This window comes from Streptomyces swartbergensis (assembly GCF_002148965.1).
GTDB classification, from domain to species: Bacteria; Actinomycetota; Actinomycetes; order Streptomycetales; family Streptomycetaceae; genus Streptomyces; species Streptomyces swartbergensis.
Map to the genome: position 1 here is coordinate 1 of NZ_NGFN01000158.1, position 19,187 is coordinate 19,187.

At 70.0% G+C, this 19,187-nt stretch carries 18 protein-coding genes and 2 pseudogenes; 10 read left to right on the top strand and 10 right to left on the bottom strand.

What is annotated here, in order from left to right; all coding sequences use genetic code 11:
- The first annotated feature begins 272 nt into the window (after positions 1–272).
- The 4 genes from CA983_RS23925 to CA983_RS46285 all read left to right on the top strand — a co-directional run bounded on the left by CA983_RS23925 (position 273) and on the right by CA983_RS46285 (position 3,634).
- Positions 273–1,625 carry a hemolysin family protein gene (locus CA983_RS23925; RefSeq protein ID WP_086602949.1) on the top strand — a complete coding sequence of 451 codons (1,353 nt, stop codon included), beginning with the start codon at positions 273–275 and terminating at the stop codon, positions 1,623–1,625.
- The gene (locus CA983_RS23930) at positions 1,622–2,644 is read left to right on the top strand and encodes a hemolysin family protein (RefSeq protein ID WP_086602950.1); all 1,023 of its coding nucleotides are present in this window, start codon (positions 1,622–1,624) and stop codon (positions 2,642–2,644) included. Before CA983_RS23925 ends, CA983_RS23930 begins: the two co-directional genes overlap by 4 nt.
- A 387-nt stretch (positions 2,645–3,031) precedes the next feature.
- Positions 3,032–3,256 carry a hypothetical protein gene (locus CA983_RS23935; protein ID WP_086602951.1) on the top strand — a complete coding sequence of 75 codons (225 nt, stop codon included), beginning with the start codon at positions 3,032–3,034 and terminating at the stop codon, positions 3,254–3,256.
- Positions 3,257–3,460: 204 nt separating this feature from the next.
- Positions 3,461–3,634 carry a hypothetical protein gene (locus CA983_RS46285; RefSeq protein ID WP_158101882.1) on the top strand — a complete coding sequence of 58 codons (174 nt, stop codon included), beginning with the start codon at positions 3,461–3,463 and terminating at the stop codon, positions 3,632–3,634.
- Between the two features lie 4 nt (positions 3,635–3,638).
- Here CA983_RS46285 and CA983_RS23940 read toward each other — a convergent pair whose 3' ends face one another.
- The 7 genes from CA983_RS23940 to CA983_RS46785 form a co-directional block, all read right to left on the bottom strand.
- Complete coding sequence (locus CA983_RS23940) at positions 3,639–4,757, bottom strand: acyltransferase family protein (RefSeq protein ID WP_086602952.1); 1,119 nt, start codon at positions 4,755–4,757, stop codon at positions 3,639–3,641.
- Between the two features lie 222 nt (positions 4,758–4,979).
- Complete coding sequence (locus tag CA983_RS23945; RefSeq protein ID WP_086602953.1) at positions 4,980–6,041, bottom strand: peptidoglycan recognition protein family protein; 1,062 nt, start codon at positions 6,039–6,041, stop codon at positions 4,980–4,982.
- Positions 6,042–6,323: 282 nt separating this feature from the next.
- Positions 6,324–6,956 carry a potassium-transporting ATPase subunit C gene (locus CA983_RS23950; protein ID WP_086602954.1) on the bottom strand — a complete coding sequence of 211 codons (633 nt, stop codon included), beginning with the start codon at positions 6,954–6,956 and terminating at the stop codon, positions 6,324–6,326.
- 23 nt (positions 6,957–6,979) lie between these two features.
- Positions 6,980–9,058, bottom strand: coding sequence for a potassium-transporting ATPase subunit KdpB (gene kdpB / locus CA983_RS23955; RefSeq protein WP_086602955.1), 2,079 nt, complete (start codon positions 9,056–9,058; stop codon positions 6,980–6,982).
- A 23-nt stretch (positions 9,059–9,081) separates the two neighbouring features.
- Positions 9,082–10,746, bottom strand: coding sequence for a potassium-transporting ATPase subunit KdpA (gene kdpA, locus CA983_RS23960; RefSeq protein ID WP_086602956.1), 1,665 nt, complete (start codon positions 10,744–10,746; stop codon positions 9,082–9,084).
- A 6-nt stretch (positions 10,747–10,752) separates the two neighbouring features.
- Positions 10,753–10,842 carry a K(+)-transporting ATPase subunit F gene (kdpF, locus tag CA983_RS23965; protein WP_009326374.1) on the bottom strand — a complete coding sequence of 30 codons (90 nt, stop codon included), beginning with the start codon at positions 10,840–10,842 and terminating at the stop codon, positions 10,753–10,755.
- Complete coding sequence (locus CA983_RS46785) at positions 10,839–10,982, bottom strand: hypothetical protein (RefSeq protein ID WP_167407443.1); 144 nt, start codon at positions 10,980–10,982, stop codon at positions 10,839–10,841. The genes kdpF and CA983_RS46785 overlap by 4 nt, the downstream gene beginning before the upstream one ends.
- Before the next feature lie 138 nt (positions 10,983–11,120).
- On the opposite strand from CA983_RS46785, the gene CA983_RS23970 reads away from it, so the two are divergent.
- The 6 genes from CA983_RS23970 (at position 11,121) to CA983_RS23995 (ending at position 16,391) form a co-directional block, all read left to right on the top strand.
- Positions 11,121–11,606 carry an NUDIX domain-containing protein gene (locus tag CA983_RS23970; protein ID WP_086602957.1) on the top strand — a complete coding sequence of 162 codons (486 nt, stop codon included), beginning with the start codon at positions 11,121–11,123 and terminating at the stop codon, positions 11,604–11,606.
- Between the two features lie 101 nt (positions 11,607–11,707).
- The gene (locus CA983_RS23975; RefSeq protein ID WP_086602958.1) at positions 11,708–12,337 is read left to right on the top strand and encodes an RNA polymerase sigma factor; all 630 of its coding nucleotides are present in this window, start codon (positions 11,708–11,710) and stop codon (positions 12,335–12,337) included.
- Positions 12,334–12,963: a hypothetical protein gene (locus tag CA983_RS23980; RefSeq protein WP_086602959.1), complete on the top strand. Its 630-nt coding sequence runs from the start codon at positions 12,334–12,336 to the stop codon at positions 12,961–12,963. Before CA983_RS23975 ends, CA983_RS23980 begins: the two co-directional genes overlap by 4 nt.
- Positions 12,964–12,986: 23 nt before the next feature.
- Complete coding sequence (locus tag CA983_RS23985; RefSeq protein ID WP_244207082.1) at positions 12,987–14,267, top strand: acyltransferase family protein; 1,281 nt, start codon at positions 12,987–12,989, stop codon at positions 14,265–14,267.
- A 40-nt stretch (positions 14,268–14,307) separates the two neighbouring features.
- Complete coding sequence (gene ctaD, locus CA983_RS23990; protein WP_208637021.1) at positions 14,308–16,020, top strand: aa3-type cytochrome oxidase subunit I; 1,713 nt, start codon at positions 14,308–14,310, stop codon at positions 16,018–16,020.
- Positions 16,017–16,391, top strand: coding sequence for a hypothetical protein (locus CA983_RS23995; protein ID WP_208637022.1), 375 nt, complete (start codon positions 16,017–16,019; stop codon positions 16,389–16,391). The genes ctaD and CA983_RS23995 overlap by 4 nt, the downstream gene beginning before the upstream one ends.
- Here the strand turns inward: CA983_RS23995 and CA983_RS24000 are convergent.
- From CA983_RS24000 to CA983_RS48055, 3 genes and pseudogenes are all read right to left on the bottom strand, one after another.
- On the bottom strand, positions 16,381–17,673 hold the full coding sequence (locus tag CA983_RS24000) for a phosphatase PAP2 family protein (RefSeq protein ID WP_086602960.1): 1,293 nt from the start codon (positions 17,671–17,673) through the stop codon (positions 16,381–16,383). The two genes, CA983_RS23995 and CA983_RS24000, sit on opposite strands and share 11 nt — an antisense overlap.
- Positions 17,674–17,948: 275 nt before the next feature.
- Positions 17,949–18,841 (bottom strand): annotated as a pseudogene (locus CA983_RS24005) (DNA topoisomerase IB); the annotation flags it as partial.
- 232 nt (positions 18,842–19,073) lie between these two features.
- Positions 19,074–19,187, bottom strand: a pseudogene (locus CA983_RS48055) (hemerythrin domain-containing protein); the annotation flags it as partial.

Consider the following 19,187-nt stretch of genomic DNA (forward strand, 5'->3'; position numbering starts at 1 on the left):
CTCTCGCGCCGGCCGGTGCCGGGCCGGCCGCCGAGGGTGCCGGCGCCGGGCTGGTACGCGGGCTGCGCCGCCGAGCCGCGACGCCCCGAGCGACGTTCTCTACACCGTCGTAGAATCCGGGAACACGGGCGCGCCGACGAGCGTTGACCCGGAGACACACCACGTATAAGGAGCCACCTGTTGTCCGCCAGATCGACGGACCCTCCGGGGCACAGTCCCCGACCATCCCGCCACGACATCAGTGATCGCGGCACATGGCGGGATGGTGTTCGATGAGTGCCGCGAACGCCCTCCTGGGGCTGCTCGCCGTGTTCGTGCTGACCGCCGGCACCGGCTACTTCGTCGCCCAGGAGTTCGCCTACGTCTCCGCCGACCGGCTCACCCTCGCGCGTGAGGCCGAGGCCGGGGACAAGAAGGCCGCCCGTGCCCTGCGGGTGCTGGAGCGGCTGTCGTTCATGCTGTCGGGCGCGCAGCTCGGCATCACCGTCACCGGCCTGGTCGTCGGCTTCATCGCCGAGCCGTCGGTCTCCGCGCTGCTCAGGCCCGCCCTGTCCGGGCTCGGCCTGCCCGACGCGGCCGTGAGCGGCGTCTCCGTGACGCTGGCCTTCGTCCTGGCCACGGTCGTGCAGATGGTGCTGGGCGAGCTCGCCCCGAAGAACCTGGCGATCGCCGTGCCGGAGCGGCTGGCGAAGGCGCTGGCCCCGTCGACGCTGGCGTATCTGAAGGTCGTGGGCCCTGTCGTACGCGTCTTCGACAGCGCCGCGAACAAGCTGCTGCGCAAGGCCGGCATCGAGCCGGTCGAGGAGCTGCATCACGGCGCCACGCTGGAGGAGCTGGGCCATCTGATCGGCGAGTCGCACGAGCGGGGCGCGCTGCCCAAGGACACCGCCGCGTTGCTCGACCACGCGCTGGAGTTCTCCGAGCGGACCCTCGACGAGGTGATGGTGCCGCGCGCCGACGCCGTCTTCGTCCGCAAGGACGCCGGCGCCGACGAGGCCGTCGGCCTGATCGCCGAGCACGGCCACTCCAACTACCCCGTCCTCGGCGACCACCCGGACGACATCGCGGGCGTGCTGGGGGTGCGCGAGCTGATGGCGCTGCCCGCCGCCCGCCTCGCCGTCGCGAGCGCCGGTGAGGTGGCCCGGCGGCCGCTGCTGCTGCCGGACACGCTCGCGCTGCCGGACGCGGTGAACCGGATGCGGGAGCAGGACGACGAGTTCGCGGTCGTCCTCGACGAGCACGGCGGCGTGGCGGGCATCGTCACGTACGAGGACATCGCCGAGGAACTGGTCGGCGACATCGCCGACGAGTCCGACAAGGTCACCGTGCTCGCCGTCGCGGACGGCGACGGCTGGCTGGTCGACGCCGGCCGCCGGCTGGACGAGGTGGCCGAGGCCACCGGTGTCCTGCTGCCGGAGGACGACGACTACGACACCGTGGCCGGCCTCGTCGTGGACCGGCTCGGCCGCTTCCCGACGGTCGGTGACCGGGTCACGGTCGAGCTGCCCGGGGGYGGCCGCGCCGTGATCGACGTGCGCACGCTCGACCGGCACGTGGCCGACCGGGTACGGATCAGCCCGCTCGTGGACGCCGCGGAAGCCGAAGAAGCCGAGGAGATGGCGTGAGTTTCCCGATGGCGGTCTTCGTGACCGTGCTGCTGCTGACCGGCAGCGGCTTCTTCGTGGCGGCCGAGTTCGCGCTGGTCGCCGCCAAACGGCACCGCATGGAGAAGGCGGCGGCCGAGGGGCGGCGCGGAGCCGGGGCGGCACTGGCCGGTATGCGCGAGCTGTCGCTGATGCTGGCCGGCGCCCAGCTGGGCATCACCGTGTGCACCCTGGGCCTGGGCTCGGTGTCGAAGCCGGCGATCTCGCACGAACTCGACCCGCTGCTCCACAAGCTGGGCCTGCCCGGTGCCGTGAGCTACGGCGTGGCGTTCGCCGTGGCGATGGCCGTGGTGGTGTTCCTGCACATGGTGGTCGGTGAGATGGCCCCCAAGTCATGGGCGATCGCCCACCCCGAGCGCTCGGCGATGCTGCTCTCCCCGCCGTTCCGGGCCGTGGTGCGGGCCGTACGGCCGCTGATCCGGCTGCTCGACGCGGTGAGCAACGCGCTGGTACGGCTGTGCCGGGTGGCCCCGCGCGACGAGCTGGCCTCGGTGCACAACCGGGAGCAGCTGACGCACCTGGTGGCGGAGTCCGAGCGGCTGGGCCTGATCAGCGCGACCGACTCGGAGCTGCTGACCCGCTCGCTGACCGAGCCGGAGACGCCGGTGGCGGCGCTGCGGATCCCGGCGGCGGAGCTCACCTGGGTCGAGGGCGGCACGGACGTCGAGGCGCTGCTGCGGCTGGCCGCCGGCCTCGACCGCACCCGGCTGCTCGTCCGGGAGAACGGCACCGTCCTGGGCTCGGTCCACGCCCGTGACGCCCTGGTCGCCCGGGCCCGGGGTCGTGCCACGACCGCCCGTGAACTGGCCCGTCCGGTGCCCGAGCTGACGGAGGCCACCACGGTCGCCGACGCGATCGAGGTGCTGCGCCGCCGCCGGTCCTCCCTGGCCGTGGTCCGTGACACGACCGGCCGGCTCACCGGCCTGGTCACCCTGGACGACCTGCTGGCCCGGCTGATGCAGCCGGCCGCGGCGGCCTGACGGAGCGGAATCCGAACCTCCAGCCAATCTGCACACCATTCGCCAGGACGCCGAAGGACGGCACACCGGGCGCCAAGTCCATGTCACGGCATGGGAACTTGGCGCCGAAGTGCCCGCTTCGGAAATCGGGGCGCAATACACCTGCGTGCGACAGGGCGACGGAATGTGTGAAGAAGTGGGCGGATTTCGTGTGCCCATGGTCATGGCAGTGAAGGCGGTCACCGAAAGGCGCGGTGCGGTGCCGGGAGTTGGCTGGAACTTTCCTCCCGCGGAGTGCTTTGATCCTGCGCACGGCGGAGCCGTCGGTGCGGAATCTCGATTCTGGATCCGGCGACCCCCCACGCGCGCCGCCAATGCGAGACATTCACGCGAAGGGAAACACCTCCAATGAACCTCACCTCTCGGGTCGACATCGCCGAGCTGTCCGACGCCGACCTGGAGAACATCTCCGGCGGCATGGCGGGCGGTGCCTCCGCGAACCTGGTGGGCGGCCTCTCCACCGGTCTGGTCGAGCCCCTGACCGCCGAGCTCTGCGGCAGCCTCCAGGGAAGCCTGTCGCCGGCGGGCGCGGCGGCGTCCGGGAGCGCGGGCGTTCACACGACGTCGCTCTGACGGTATCCGCGTAAAAGGGCCCCGGGACGCGATTCCCGGGGCCCTTCGCCGTGCCCAGGGTTTTCCTCACGGTCGCAAAGTTGGGGAATGTGCGAAGCTCGTGACGGAATTCTGGACACGACGGGGGTGGGTAACACCGCGGCACGGCATGGCGCAGACTTACACGGGCCCCCAGACCCGGCTGCAAAGCGATAGGACGAACCCGTGAAACCCGACTCGATCCGGAACGAAGAACTGCCGATCTACGAAAGCCTCATACGCGAACGCGGTGACGTCGTGAAAGAGGCTCGCGTGGTCGCCGAAGAGACGCAGCACCAGATGACGCAGGCCCTGAACGGCCACGCACCGGTGCAGCAGGAAGCCGGCACCCAGCAGTAGGGCATCACCCGCGGGCATCGCCCGGCCGCGGGGCCGCGTTCCCCCTGCCGAAGGCCCACGCCATCCCCGGTTCCGTCACACAGCGGAAGACGCGCCGCACCGGCGGCGTGCACAGCGCCGTCACGACCACGGCCGCGACCAGGGCGGCGACGACCGCGCCGACGGGCCGGTGGACCCGGGCCGGCTCGTACCAGCCCCAGTACTTCGCGGCCTGCGCGACGAAACCGTGCAGCAGATAGCCGTACAGCGTGCCCGCGCCCAGCGCGGTGAACCACGTCCGGCGCCCGGGCACCCAGGCGAGGAAGCAGGCGACCAGGGCGGCCGAGCAGCCGAAGGCGGCCAGCGTCATCACGGGCCCGTACCAGAGCGGGGCGGCCAGTTCCGGGGCGCTGTCGGCGTGGAAGAACCACGCGTAGTTCATCCGCGGCACCGCCCAGTACGCCACGCCCAGCGCGCAGACGGCCACCGGCACGGCGAGGATCCGCACCTCGCGCCGTCTCACCAGCCGGAAGTGCTCCGGCCGCAGGAGCAGGCCGAGCACGAAGTACGGCAGGAACTGAAGCGTGCGCTGGAGGTTTAGGTCGTGGCCGAGGGACGGTGAGAGCGTCGCCGGCATCGCGACGACGAGGGCCGTCGGCAGCGGCCACCGCACATGCCGCCAGACAGGCGTCGTCAGCCGCCAGACGAACAGCGACGCGAGGAACCAGGTCAGATACAGGGGGTCCAGCAGGCTGACCGGACGGTCGGGGTCCTCGCTGGTCCATCGGGTGAACAGGGTGTATGCCGTCTCGAACACCACGTACGGCACGACGACACCGGTGACCAGGCGTTTGAGGCGCCCCGGGCTCCCGTCGAAGGTGCGCGAGAAGTAGCCGGAGACGATGATGAACGCCGGCATGTGGAACGCGTAGACGAACATGTACAGGGCGGTGACGGCCCTGCTGCCCGGCCGCAGCGGCTCCCAGGCGTGTCCCACGGCCACCAGCACGATCGCCAGGTACTTGGCGTTGTCGAAGAACGCGTCCCGCTGCCGCACCGGGCGGGCCGCCGTGCCCTGTTCCCCTCCTTGAACCGCCTGGCTCGCTTGGGCCGCCGGGCGGGCCGTCGTCACCGTGTCACTCACGGGCCCTCCCGAAGCGACTCGAAGCGGCTGTGCCTCGTCCTACTCGGGATAAAGGGGTGGCGTCTGCGCAGAACATCGCCCGCACCCTCATCACAGGGCCGTGCCCCGGTTCAACTCGTAACGGGGGTGACTCGCTTCGGTTCATGCCCGGGTATACGTGTCCGGACGGGCGATCGTCTCCGTGAGGAAAACGGTGGAGAGGTACTGCGGTTTGTCAGGGTGCTAGGCCTCCTTCCACACCAGCACGGTCAGCACCGCGCTCGCGACGGTGACCGGGACGGCGGCCTGGTTCAGAAGCCGTATGCGCATGCTCCGGCCCGACGGGAGCCGCTTCGTCAGGGGTACGACCGCGAAGGTGCCGCCGCCGGTCCCGACGATCTCGTGGATCGGGTGGTCCGCGCGGTGCTGGTCGCCCTGGTACTCCGACATGCGCGCCTGGACGACCGCACCCGTCGGCAGCCCGTCGAAGTGGAGGCTGACGCTTCCGCTGAAGCGGGCCGGGCCACGGGCGAAGACGCTCCCGCCGGTGGCGTGGTCGCCGGTCTCGTCGGCCCACTCGGTGGCGAACTCGATCGCGTCCCAGGCACCGGGTGCGAGCCGATACCCCCCGGCTGTGCCGAGGTTGACGTACTGGGGCATGGGGTCCTCTCCTTCCCACAGGCCCGCCGGGAGGGCCAGGGCGTCGGCCACGTCACGGCGGAAGTCGGCCATGTCGAAGCCGCGCGGGTCGACCTTCCAGTCGCTCCACTCCAGGTGGCCTATCGCGCTCTTGGGGCCCCAGCCGTGCGCGCGGCAGATCGCGGCGGTGGCCTTGACGATGGCGATGTACTGGACACTCGGCCACGGGTCCTTGCCGTCGCCCTTGTTCTCGCACTCCCAGCCGTAGAAACGGGCGTTGCCGTCGACCGCGCCGGCCGAGCCGTCGTGCTCGTGCGTCGCGGGCGGGTACGTGCCGTACGACTCGCCGATGACGGCATTGAGCACGTCACCGTCGCCGCCGCCGGCGTGGTTGGCCCGGCCGTTGCCGGTCAGGTGGACGACGCCGTCCTTGGTGATGCATCCGGTGGCGAGCGGGCCGGGCAGGGCGCTGTGGCCGTGGTAGATCAGCTCGACGACGTCCGTGCCGGGCCCGGTGACGGTGTGATGGATCATCACCCCGTGCACGGGACCCCACGGACCCTTGTGGTTGCGGTTGTTGGTGCGCCATCCGCCGACCTCGTGAACGGCGCAGCCCTCGGCCCTCAGCGCGGCGACGAGCCGGGCGGCGGTGAGCGGGGTGGCCATGAGTCAGTCCTCCGTTCCAGCGCGTGCGTGCCGGTCTGAAGACGGTGCGATCGCATCTGCGGAGCGTGCCCGGCCGGGGAGCGGGTCTGTCTGCGGTACATGTCCGGCGGATCGTTTCACCGGAGCTGCCGCGCGGACGTCGCCAGGCCCTCACCATTCTCGCTCCGCTCGCGTCGTCGCTCACCTCGCCGTACGCCACGTCCGCAAAGTCGGCGGGATTACGACCCTGCGGCACCAGGGAAGGCGGGGGCGCCGTCTCCGGGTCGCGCGCGGACGGACCGCTCAGCGGCTCGCCAGGAGTTCCTTCAGCGCGATGTTGAGCTCCAGGACGTTCACCCGGGGCTCGCCGATGAAGCCGAGGGTGCGGCCCTCGGTGTGGTCGTCGACGAGTTTCTGGACCCGGTCGGCGGTCAGGCCGTTGCGCTCGGCGACACGGTGGACCTGGAGGTCGGCGTAGTCCGGGGAGATATCCGGGTCGAGGCCGGAGCCCGAGGACGTCACGGCGTCGGCCGGGACCTGGGACGGCTTGACCTTGTGACCGGGGGTGGAGTTGTCCTCGACCACCTTCGCCCTGGCCTCCTCCACCGACCTGACGAGCTTGTCGCTGTCGGCGGACAGGTTGGTGGCACCCGAAAGGATCAGCTTGTACTGGGTGTTGACCGAGTTCGCGCCGAGCCCGTTCGCCGGGCGTGGCTGGAAGTAGTCCAGGCTGTAGCCCTGTTGCCCGATCAGGGACGAGCCGACGACCTTGCCGTCCGCCCTGATCTCGGAGCCGTTCGCCTTGTCGCGGAAGAGCGCCTGTGCCACACCCGTCACCGCGAGCGGGTAGATCACGCCGGTCACCAGCGTCAGCACGAGGAGGGCACGCAGGCCCGCCCCGAGCAACCGGGCGGTGTTCGCAACGGAGTTGTTCATGGTCCTTCCACGCTTTCAAAAAGTTACAGCCCGGGGATCAGAGAGATGAGCAGGTCGATGAGCTTGATGCCGATGAACGGGGCGATCAGCCCGCCCAGCCCGTAGATCGTGAGGTTCCGTCGCAGCATGCGGTCCGCGCTGACCGGCCGGTACCGCACGCCCTTCAGGGACAGCGGTACCAGCGCGATGATGATCAGCGCGTTGAAGACGACGGCCGACAGGATCGCGGAGTCCGGTGAGGACAGGCCCATGATGTTGAGCTTGTCCAGGCCCGGGTAGGCCGAGGTGAACAGCGCCGGGATGATCGCGAAGTACTTGGCGACGTCGTTGGCTATGGAGAACGTCGTCAACGCGCCCCTGGTGATGAGGAGTTGCTTGCCGATCTCGACGATCTCGATGAGCTTGGTCGGGTCGGAGTCGAGGTCGACCATGTTGCCGGCCTCCTTCGCGGCCGACGTGCCCGTGTTCATCGCCACGCCGACGTCGGCCTGGGCGAGGGCCGGCGCGTCGTTGGTTCCGTCGCCGGTCATCGCCACGAGCTTGCCGCCGGCCTGCTCGCGCTTGATGAGGGCCATCTTGTCCTCGGGGGTGGCCTCGGCGAGGAAGTCGTCGACACCGGCCTCCTCGGCGATCGCCTTCGCGGTCAGCGGGTTGTCGCCCGTGATCATGACGGTTTTGATGCCCATCCGGCGCAGTTCCCCGAACCGCTCGCGCATGCCGTCCTTGACGACGTCCTTGAGATGGACGACGCCCAGGACGCGCGCTCCGCCGGAGTCCTCGACCGCCACCAGCAGCGGCGTACCGCCCGCCTCGGCGATGCGGTCGGCGATCCCGTCCGCGTCCGCGGCGACCGTGCCGCCCCGCTCCTTCACCCACGCGGCGACCGAACCGGCCGCGCCCTTGCGGATCCTGCGGCCGTCGACGTCGACGCCCGACATCCGGGTCTGCGCGGTGAAGGCGATCCACTCGGCGCCGACGAGCTCGCGCTCGCGCAGGCCGTGCCTCTCCTCGGCCAGGACGACGACGGAACGGCCCTCGGGCGTCTCGTCGGCCAGCGACGACAGCTGGGCGGCGTCGGCGACCTCGGCCTCGGTGACGCCCGCCACCGGGACGAACTCGGCGGCCTGCCGGTTGCCGAGGGTGATGGTGCCGGTCTTGTCGAGCAGCAGCGTGGAGACGTCACCTGCGGCCTCGACCGCGCGGCCGGACATGGCCAGGACATTGCGCTGGACCAGCCGGTCCATGCCCGCGATGCCGATCGCCGACAGCAGCGCGCCGATGGTCGTGGGGATGAGGCAGACCAGCAGCGCCACCAGCACGACCATCGTCAGGTGGGTGCCCGCGTAGTCGGCGAACGGCGGGAGCGTCGCCACGGCCAGCACGAAGACGATCGTCAGCGAGGCGAGCAGGATGTTCAGCGCGACCTCGTTCGGCGTCTTCTGCCGTGCGGCGCCTTCCACCAGGCCGATCATCCGGTCGATGAAGGTCTCGCCCGGCTTCGTCGTGATGCGGATGACGATCCGGTCGGACAGCACCTTCGTACCGCCGGTGACGGCCGAGCGGTCGCCGCCGGACTCGCGGATGACGGGCGCCGACTCACCGGTGATCGCCGACTCGTCGATGCTCGCCACGCCCTCGACGACATCACCGTCGCCGGGGATGATGTCGCCGGCCTCGCAGACGACCAGGTCACCGATCCGCAGCTCGGTACCGGGGACGACCGTGCCGTCCACCTTGCGGGCCACGCTGTCCGTCTTGGCCTTGCGCAGCGTGTCGGCCTGGGCCTTGCCCCGGCCCTCGGCGACCGCCTCCGCGAGGTTGGCGAAGACGACGGTCAGCCACAGCCAGGCGCTGATGGTCCAGCCGAACCAGTCGCCCGGGTCCGTGAAGGAGAAGACGGTGGTCAGCACGGACCCCACCCACACCACGAACATCACGGGCGACTTGACCATGACCCGCGGGTCGAGCTTGCGGCAGGCGTCCGGCAGCGACTTCACCAGCTGCCCGGGGTTGAACAGGCCCGCACCGACGCGTCCTTCGGGGGGCTTGTGCCCGGTGGGTGCGTCGCTGTGCGGCGCGCGGGCCTCAGTGGCTGTGGGCATCTCTTGGCTTTCCGTACGAGTGGTCATGCCGCCAGCCCCTCGGCCAGCGGGCCCAGCGCCAGGGCCGGGAAGTACGTCAGACCGGTGATGATGAGGATCGCGCCCACCAACAACCCGGTGAACAGCGGCTTTTCCGTGCGAAGGGTGCCCGCGGTGACCGGCACCGGCCGCTGCCCGGCGAGCGAACCGGCCAGTGCGAGCACGAACACCATGGGCAGGAAGCGGCCGAGCACCATCGCGAGGCCCAGCGTGGTGTTGAACCACTGGGTGTTCGCGTTCAGGCCGGCGAAGGCGGAGCCGTTGTTGTTGGCGGCGGAGGTGTAGGCGTACAGGATCTCGGAGAAGCCGTGCGCACCGGTGTTGGCCATCGAGTGGGCCGGTGTCGGCAGGGCCGTCGCGCAGGCCGTGAGGACCAGCACCAGGGCCGGGGTGACGAGGATGTAGCAGGCGGCCAGCTTGATCTCGCGGGTGCCGATCTTCTTGCCGAGGTACTCGGGCGTACGGCCGACCATCAGTCCGGCGATGAACACGGCGATGACCGCCATGACCAGCATGCCGTAGAGGCCGGAGCCGGTGCCGCCGGGCGCGATCTCCCCCAGCATCATGCCGAGCAGGGTGATGCCGCCGCCGAGGCCGGTGAAGGAGGAGTGGAAGGAATCGACCGCGCCGGTCGAGGTGAGCGTGGTCGACACCGCGAAGATCGAGGAGGCGCCGACGCCGAAGCGGACCTCCTTGCCCTCGTACGCCCCGCCCGCCAGTTGGAGCGCCGGGCCGTGGTGGGCGAACTCGGTCCACATCATCAGGGCGACGAAACCGACCCAGATCGTCGCCATCGCGGCCAGGATGGCGTACCCCTGCCTGACGGAGCCGACCATGACACCGAAGGTCCGGGTCAGCGAGAACGGGATGACCAGCAGCAGGAAGATCTCGAAGAGGTTGGTGAAGGGCGTCGGGTTCTCGAAGGGATGCGCGGAGTTGGCGTTGAAGTATCCGCCGCCGTTCGTCCCCAGCTCCTTGACGGCCTCCTGAGAGGCGACGGCACCGCCGTTCCACTGCTGCGAGCCGCCCACGAACTGACCCACTTCGTGGATCCCGGAGAAGTTCTGGATCACACCGCAGGCGACCAGCACGATCGCGGCCAGGAAGGCACCCGGCAGCAGGATCCGGGTGACCCCGCGCACCATGTCGGCCCAGAAGTTGCCCAGTTCACCGGTGCGGGACCGCGCGAACCCCCGTACGAGAGCCACCGCGACGGCGATGCCGACGGCCGCGGAGACGAAGTTCTGCACGGCCAGCCCGGCCGTCTGCACGACGTGCCCCATGGCCTGTTCGCCGTAGTACGACTGCCAGTTGGTGTTGGTCACGAAGGACACGGCCGTGTTGAACGCCTGGTCCGGGTCGATCGACCGGAAACCGAGCGACAGCGGCAGCACGCCCTGGAGCCGCTGCAACAGGTAGAGGAACAGCACGCCGGCCGCCGAGAACGCGAGCACCCCGCGCAGATAGGCCGGCCAGCGCATCTCGGTGTCCGGGTCGGCACCGATGCCCCGGTAGATCCACTTCTCGACCCGCCAGTGCCGGCCGGAGGAGTAGACCCTGGCCATGTGGTCGCCGAGGGGGACGTAGGCGAGCGCGAGCGCCGCCATGAGGGCGAGCATTTGCAGCACGCCGGCAAGTACGGGACCCATCGGAGTTCAGAACCTCTCCGGGAAGATCAGGGCGAGCACGAGATAACCCAGCAGGGCGACGGCCACGACCAGGCCGACGACGTTCTCGGCGGTCACAGCTTCGTCACCCCCTTGGCGACGAAGGCCACCAGCGCGAACACCGCGACCGTGACGACGACGAAGGCCAGATCGGCCATCGCGGACTCCTGGAGTGAGGTTCGGAAGAAGAACGGACGTCTCGACGAAACCTCCTCCATGGCCGGATCCGGCCCCCCTTGACGACTCCCATACGGCGACGGCCGCGGCTTTGACGGGACCCATACGGATCCCGCCGGCGCCGTGGGCCAGGACGTATTTCCCGCGCGGCTCCCGGCAGGGCCGGGCATCATGCGCAGATGTCCGATGCCACAGCCCGACCGCTTGCCGTCGACGACCGCGGCAACGCCCTGACCGACTTCATCCGCCGGGCGGAGGAGCAGCCGCCCGGTGACGCGCCGCTGCCGCTCGCCCTGGTGGCCCTCTGGCACGGCGATCGCGTCCTGATGGTGTTCGACCGCTTCCGGCAGGGCTGGGAGCTGCCCGGCGGACTGATCGAGCCGGGCGAGTCTCCACGCCAGGGGGCCGCTCGTGAGCTGCTGGAGGAATCAGGGCAGACGCCCGGAGAGCCGCTCCGGTTCGTCGGCTACCCGCGCTTCACGCTCGCGCCGGACCAGCGTGTCGAATACGGCGCGTTGTTCTCCGGCCGTTGCGCCGAGGTCATGGCGTTCCAGCCGAACGAGGAGATCGAGGCCGTCTGCTGGTGGGACCTGCACGAGGTCCTGCCGGGGCGCGTGCACCCCCTGGACGCCCACCTCGCCTCGCTCACACGCCTCCCCCTGTAACGCTTCTCGCGCCTGGGCCCAAGAACAAGTGAAGTGCCTTTACGGGACTCCGGTGCACCTCCGAGGAGGACCGGGGAGCCTCCGACGAGAAGGAGTCGTTTGTGGATGGCGCGGAACGGTTACGGGGCGGGCCCGCCGCGGCGGTACGTGACCCGCGGCTCTTCGAGGAGTTCTACCGGCGCCATGTGGACGCGGTCATGCGTTTCGTGGCCCGGCGCGTCGACGATCCGCACACCGCTGCCGACCTGACGGCGGAGATCTTCCTCGCCGTACTCGACTCGGCCCACTCCTACCGGCCCCGCCTCGGCAGCGAGACGGCGTGGCTGTACGGCATCGCCCGCAACGTCGTGTCGTCGGAGCGGCGCCGGGTGGCCCGTGAGGCCGAACGCGATCTGCGTTTCTCCGGGCGGCGGTTGCTGGAGGCCGACGACATCGCCCGCATCGAGGACAGACTCGACGCGGAGAGCCCGGGGCGGCGCGCCCTGGCCGCGCTGGCGGGCCTTCCCGAGGGAGAGCAGGCCGTCATGGAGCTGATCGCGGTCGACCAGCTCACGGTCACGGAGGCGGCGGCCGTGCTGGGCATCCGCCAGGTCACGGCCCGGGTCCGGCTGCACCGGGCGCGCAAGGCGCTGCGGGAGGAGGCGGACGTCAAGGCACCGGAGAGTCCCGCGGGGGCGGGGACCCCGGATCCGTCGCTGTTGCACGTCGCAAGGGGAGGTGCCCGAGCATGAGGGCGACATTCGAGGACCGTCTTCTCGACGAGCTGAAGAAGGAGATCCGGCTGCGTGAGAGCGCCGAGACCGGGTCGGGTGAGGCCAGGACGGGCCGGCGCGAGGCGAAGGCCTCCCTAGGCCGCTTCCTCACTCCTCGACGGATCGCGGTCGTCGCGGCGGCTTGTGCGGCGGCGGCCTGGCTCGCCACGGTGGTCGTGCCCGGTTCACCGGGCGACTCGAAGACGTACGCGATGGAGCCGGTGGGAGACGACAGCGTCAAGCTCACTGTGATCGAGCAGAGCATCGGTGTCGCCGCCCAGCAGGAACTCGCCAGGAGAGTCCGTCCGTGGGGCATCGAGGTGACCATTGACCTGCTCCCCTCCGGCTACGTCTGTGAGCGCAGCAAGGCCTCCCCGGTGACCGACATACATGGCCGCCCCCTGATCGTCGACGGCCGCCCCCTGATCCCCGTGAAGGCCGGCTGGGACGTCACCCTGCGCCGGGGCAACGTGCTGGCCTTCGAGAACACCCGGGGCAACTCCCGGCCCCGCGCGGTCGAGTTCTACGCGACCAAGAGCGAGGCCGAACCCTGCGTTCCGATAAAGGTCTCCCTGCCCGACGTCCGAAGCGGCCGGCGTCGGTGACGTCACGATTACCCGGTTCCGCCGTGCCGGACGGTCCGTCGCGGCTGGGCTGGCTGGACGCGTTGCGTGGCACAGCCGCACTCGTCGTGGTGTTCGACCACTCGTCGTACAGCTTCATGCCGGAGCTCCGGCGGGAGCTGATGCCGGAGTTCAACACCAGCCGCTACGGCATCATGGTGTTCTTCCTGGTGAGCGGCTATATCGTGCCCGCCTCGCTGGAGCGCCGGGGGTGCGTCCGGGCGTTCTGGATCGGACGGTTTTCCCGTGTGTACCCCCTGTGGGCGGCCGTCGTCGCGGCGGCCCTCGTCGCCGGCGTCCTGGGCATCGCGGAGATGCCCGACTTCGGCCGGCAGGGCGCCGTCACGGTGGCGGTCGCCCACGTCACCATGCTCCAGGAGTTGCTGGGGACACCCAATCTCCTGCTCGTCCTGTGGACGCTCTCGTACGAGATGGCCTTCTACCTGCTGGTCGTCGCTCTCTTCACGGTCCGCCTGCACCAGCGGTCGGCGGCGGTCGCCGTCACCCTGGCCGTGGCCGCCGCCGTGAGCGTGGCGGCAGGGGTGGTGCTGCCGGTCTCCGCCCTCTCGGACATGGTCGGCACCGGCCCGCTGGTCGCCGTCACCTCTATCACCCTGGCGGTCGCCGTCTGCTGTGCGAGTGCCACGTCACCCGTGCTCCGGGTGTTCGGGGGCGTGCTGGGCGGTGTGGCGGCACTCGTCCTGATCCCCTTCAACGGCACGGTCCCCCTCTGGGAGGGCCTGGTGATCCTCGCCGTGATGTTCCTCGGCACCGCCGTCCACCGGGCCGAGCACGGTCGGAGCACCTGGCGACGCGCGGCCCGCGCAGGTGCCGTCGTGGCCGCCTGCGCCATGGGCAGTGCCTACTGGCACGGCGACGGCTCCCACTTCGCGCGGCGCGGCTGGATCACGGCGTTCCTGCTGGCCGTGCTCACCTTCGGAGCCGGACTGGCGTGGCGCCACCGGCGTGTCCCGCGCCCGCTGACCGGCCTGGGAACGCTCAGCTACTCGGCCTACCTGCTCCATCCGCTCCTGCTGGCCGTGTTCGACCACACGATCGGCCGGCGGCGGCAGGACCATCCCGTCCTCGAAGCGGCTTTCTTCGCCGTGCTGCTGCCCCTGTGTCTGCTGACCCACCGTTACGTCGAAGCGCCGAGCCAGGCCTGGGGCCGAAAGCTCGCACACCGTCCGCGCAGGAACGGAGCACCACTCATCCGGGTGGATCACTCAGCCGTTCAGCCCAAGGAAACCCCACGTCAGGCGGCAGCGCCGCATCAACGGGACTAGTTTCCGCCGAGTTGGACACGCACTGCCGATCGAGGGGCTCATGGCGACACATACCGAACCGGTTGCTCCGGTGCCGGCGGCGGAGCGCCGCGGCCCGGGCCAGGTGATCGTCTCCTGGCTGACGACGACGGACCACAAGAAGATCGGGCACCTGTACCTGATCACGTCGTTCGGCTTCTTCCTCATCGCCGGGGCGCTGGCCATGGCCATCCGGGCCGAGCTGGCCCGGCCGGGGATCCAGTGGCTGTCCAACGAGCAGTACAACCAGGCGTTCACCATGCACGGCACGATCATGCTGCTGCTGTTCGCGACGCCGACGTTCGCCGGGTTCGCCAACGCGGTGATGCCGTTGCAGATCGGCTCCCCGGACGTGGCCTTCCCGCGGCTGAACATGCTCTCGTACTGGCTGTTCCTCTTCGGCGGTCTGATCGTGCTCGGCAGCCTGCTCACCCCGCAGGGCGCCGCCGACTTCGGCTGGACCGCCTACACCCCGCTCAGCGGCGGGGAGCGCACTCCCCAGGTCGGCGGGGACCTGTGGATCATGGGCCTGGCCCTGTCCGGCTTCGGCACCATCCTCGGCTCCGTCAACTTCATCACCACGATCATCTGCATGCGCGCCCCCGGCATGACCATGTTCCGGATGCCGATCTTCACCTGGAACGTGCTGCTCACCTCGGTGCTGGTGCTGCTGGCGTTCCCGGTGCTGGCCGCCGCGCTGCTGGTGCTGGAGGCCGACCGCCGCTTCGGGGCGCAGGTGTTCAACGCGGAGAACGGCGGCGCGGTCCTCTGGCAGCACCTGTTCTGGTTCTTCGGCCACCCCGAGGTGTACATCCTGGCCCTGCCGTTCTTCGGCGTGATCACCGAGATCATCCCCGTCTTCGCGCGTAAGCCGATCTTCGGTTACACGGGGCTGATCGGCGCCACGCTCGCCATCGCCGGGCTGTCCGTGACGGTGTGGGCGCACCACATGTTCGCCACCGGGGCGGTGTTGCTGCCGTTCTTCTCCTTCATGACGTATCTGATCGCCGTGCCGACGGGGGTGAAGTTCTTCAACTGGATCGGCACGATGTGGAAGGGCTCGCTGTCCTTCGAGCCGCCGATGCTGTGGGCGGCCGGGTTCCTGGTCACGTTCCTCTTCGGCGGTCTGACCGGCGTCATCCTCGGCTCGCCGCCCCTGGACTGGCACGTGACCGACTCCTACTTCGTGATCGCGCACTTCCACTACGTGCTCTTCGGCACGATCGTGTTCGCCATGTTCGGCGGCTTCAGCTTCTGGTGGCCGAAGATGACCGGCACGATGCTGGACGAACGCCTGGAGAAGATCCACTTCTGGACGCTCTTCGTCGGCTTCCACACCACGTTCCTGGTCCAGCACTGGCTGGGCGCCGAGGGCATGCCCCGCCGCTACGTCGACTACCTGGCCGCGGACGGCTTCACCGCGCTCAACACCGTCTCGTCGATCGGCGCGTTCCTGCTGGGTCTGTCCACGCTGCCGTTCCTGTACAACGTGTGGAAGACCGCCCAGGAGGGCAAGCGGGTCGAGGTCGACGACCCGTGGGGGTACGGGCGTTCCCTGGAGTGGGCGACATCCTGTCCGCCCCCGCGGCACAACTTCGTCACCCTGCCGCGCATCCGCTCCGAATCCCCCGCCTTCGACCTGCACCATCCCGACGTGGCCCAGCTGGACGAGGCGGAGAACACCGGCAAACGCGATGTCGCCGAGCCCGGCGGGCACAAGGGCGAACGGCCGTGAGACGCGGCAGCCATGAGGCGCCGTACGACGCCCCGCCGCACGCGCTGGCCGATGAGGCCGAGGGCTATCTCCTCGCGCACTTCCATCGCGACCAGGCGCGACGCGAGGCCGAGGACCTCTGCGCACGGATGCCGTGGCTGACCACCGCCCAAGCCGAGGAACTCACCGGCCACTACGTCCGCCGGCGCCTCGACGTCACCCGCCAGTCGCTGCGCAGCACGGTCCGGCGGGCCGAGGAACTGCGTCAGGAGTACGAGAACCGCTACGCCGCCCTCCGGCACACCCTGCTCCGCCGCCACGCCGCCTGCGCCTGCGCCGTCCTCGCCTGCGCGGGCGGGGTGAGCGCCCTGACGGTCCTGCTCACCCGCTGACCAGTTCGTGTTCCGGTTCCGACTGCGGCGCCGGCACGGGCTTCTGTTCCCACTGACTGGTGGTCCGTACGTAGGCGTAGATCACCGAGGCCATCGCCAGGATGAGCAGCGGCCCGAACAGCCACGGACGCTCGGCCATCTCCATCGGCAGACAGCGATAGGACACCAAGAGCGCGGCGAAGACGGCCACTCCGTAGGTGACCAGCTGGATTCCCGACCGGTCCCAGCCGCGTTCGAGCGAGCGCAGGGCCGCCTCGATCGTGACCGTGAACACCACACCGGCCACGAGGTCCACGCCGTAGTGGTATCCGAATCCCAGCGTCGCGGTGAGCGTGGCGACCAGCCAGAACGTGCCCGCGTATCGCAGAACCCGTGGGCCCCTGCGGGAATGCATGAAGATCGCGGTGGCCCACGCCGTGTGCAGGCTGGGCATGCAGTTGCGGGGGGTGATCTCGTCGAACGGTATCTCGTGCGGAACGGCACTGATCGGCGGCGGCAGGTCCGGCCACAGGTCGGCCACCGCCCAGTGCCCGCCATCGGCGCCGTAGGCGAAGATCGGTCCGACGACCGGGAAGATCATGTAGATGCCCGGCCCGACGAGGCCGATGACCAGGAAGGTACGCACCAGATGATGGCGCGGGAAGCGGCGCTCGGCCGCCACGTGACGCAGCTGGTACAGCGCGACGACGACCGCGGCCACCGCCAGTTGGGCGTAGACGTAGTCGAGGGCACGGGCACCGACCGGGCCGGTGGCCGTGACGACCCTGCCCACCAGCCACGAGGGATTACCGAGCGCGTGGTCGGCGGTCGCCAGGTACTGGTCGAGCACCATCGGGCGGGTCTTCGAGGTGATGAGCAGCCAGGTGTCACCGGTCTTGCGGCCGGCCAGCAGCAGCAGACCCAGCCCGGCGCCCTTCAGCAGCAGGACACGCTCCTGGCCGGTGCGGCGCGTGACGGCGATGACCGCGATGCCCAGAATCACCCACAACGCGCCGTTGCCGAAGGGATGGCCGTCGGTCAGATCGGCGCCGACCGCCCAGCGCACCACCAGGAAGACGGCGTCGATGCCGAGCGCGGCGCCGAGCGCGACGAACCGTTGCCGCCGGGTGAGCACCACCATCGTCAGCGCCATGCAGGCGTACAGCAGGAAGCCGGACTTGGGAGCGACGATCACCTCTTGCGCCTGGCTGGTGACCGGCCCGGGCATTCCGTAGCGGCGCGCGGCGATCTCCAGCGCGATGAGAAACCCGAGGGTCACCGCGCCTGCCGTGGTCCACAGCATCGTGCGCGGTTGAGGCCATGTGGCGAACGTAACTCTGCGTCTTATTCGCGCAAGAATCCGCGTTGTTATAGGTATCAATTGTTTTATTCGATTTGTTAGTTGTGATGAGTGTGATCGTCACGCGATCGAACATGCTATCGGAGTGGTGCTCCCGGGGCTGGTAGTCATGAAGACACTCAAGGCGGCCGAGGGCTTCTTCGACGGCCGCCTCTCCCACCGCCCTGCTCTTAAGCCCGTTCGGGCTCGGGCTCGGGGACGGACGACGTGGCGACGCTCAGCTCGATCACCCGCGGGTTGATGTAAGAAGCCCGGCAGACCGCGGGCGTGTTGCCGAGGTACCCGGCCACTTCGCGCGTGGCCCGGGCGATGGCACGGCGCCGGGCGGTCTCACTGCGCGCCACGGGTTGTGAGACGGCCAGTGCCACGGCGGCCATGACGGTGGCGTGCCAGGTTCGGAAGTCTTTGGCGGTGATCTCCAGGCCGGCGAGTTCCCTGAGGTACGCGTTGACGTCCTCACCGCTCACGTCGTGCCAGGCACGCCGTCCCAGTAGGCCAGGAGCCGGTCACCGCCGCCCCGGCGCCGCAGCAACGCGGTGAGGCTGCGGCAGGCGGCGGGGTCCGCGACGGTCTGGATGATCTCCCTGCCGTGCTTTGCGGTGTAGGTGAACAGGAGCGCACCCGCGTGGCAGCGGGTGTGCTCGCGCAGCAGCGTGGTGAGGCCGTAGCTGCTGTTCTCTTCGGTGTAGCGGTCACTGCCGATGCGGAAGAAGCCCAGATCGAGCAGGCGTACAGCCGTGGCCAGGACCCGCTGCCGGGTCAGCCCCCGATCGCTCAGATGCCCCTCGACGGTCTCGCGCACCGCGGGCAGGGCCTCGGCGACGTCGAGCACGTCCTCGTGCTTGGCCTGCTCCTGTTCGGCACGGAACTGCGGGTGGTGCAGGTACTGGCGGCGACCGGCGGCATCGGTACCGACGGCCTGCAGATGGCCGTTGCGCCGGGCGCAGATCCACACGTCCCTCCAGGCGGGCGGTATGACCAGCTCCCGGATCCGGGCCAGCTCATCGGGATCGCGGAGCGGCTCCCCGTGGGCGTCCAGGTAGCGGAAGCCGCGTCCGTGGCGCAGGCGGCGGTACCCGGGGGCGGTGGGACGGCTGTGGTAGAGACGCATCCCGACCTCCTCGGACGGACTCCGCCGGGCCGACACTGCACGGATACCCGGCCGTATCGCGCACACGCCGAGCAAGCCACCGTTCGGCGTGGCGTTCGTCGGGCGGGCAGCGGCTGACCGACCACGTCGGGCCGGCAGCGGCTGACCGACCGCGTCGAGCCGACCGCGTCGAGCCGCTCCGTGCCCCGCCCAGCCACGGGCGGGGCACGGGGCACCTCCCGCTGCAGTCCTGTCAGTCCTGCTTTCCGCGCCCGGTGAGCATGTCGCGCAGGCGGTCGACCATGCCCGCACCGGGCGCGAGGAGTTTGTTGGCGGGTGGGGTGTCCGGCGCGGAGGGGTGCGGGCG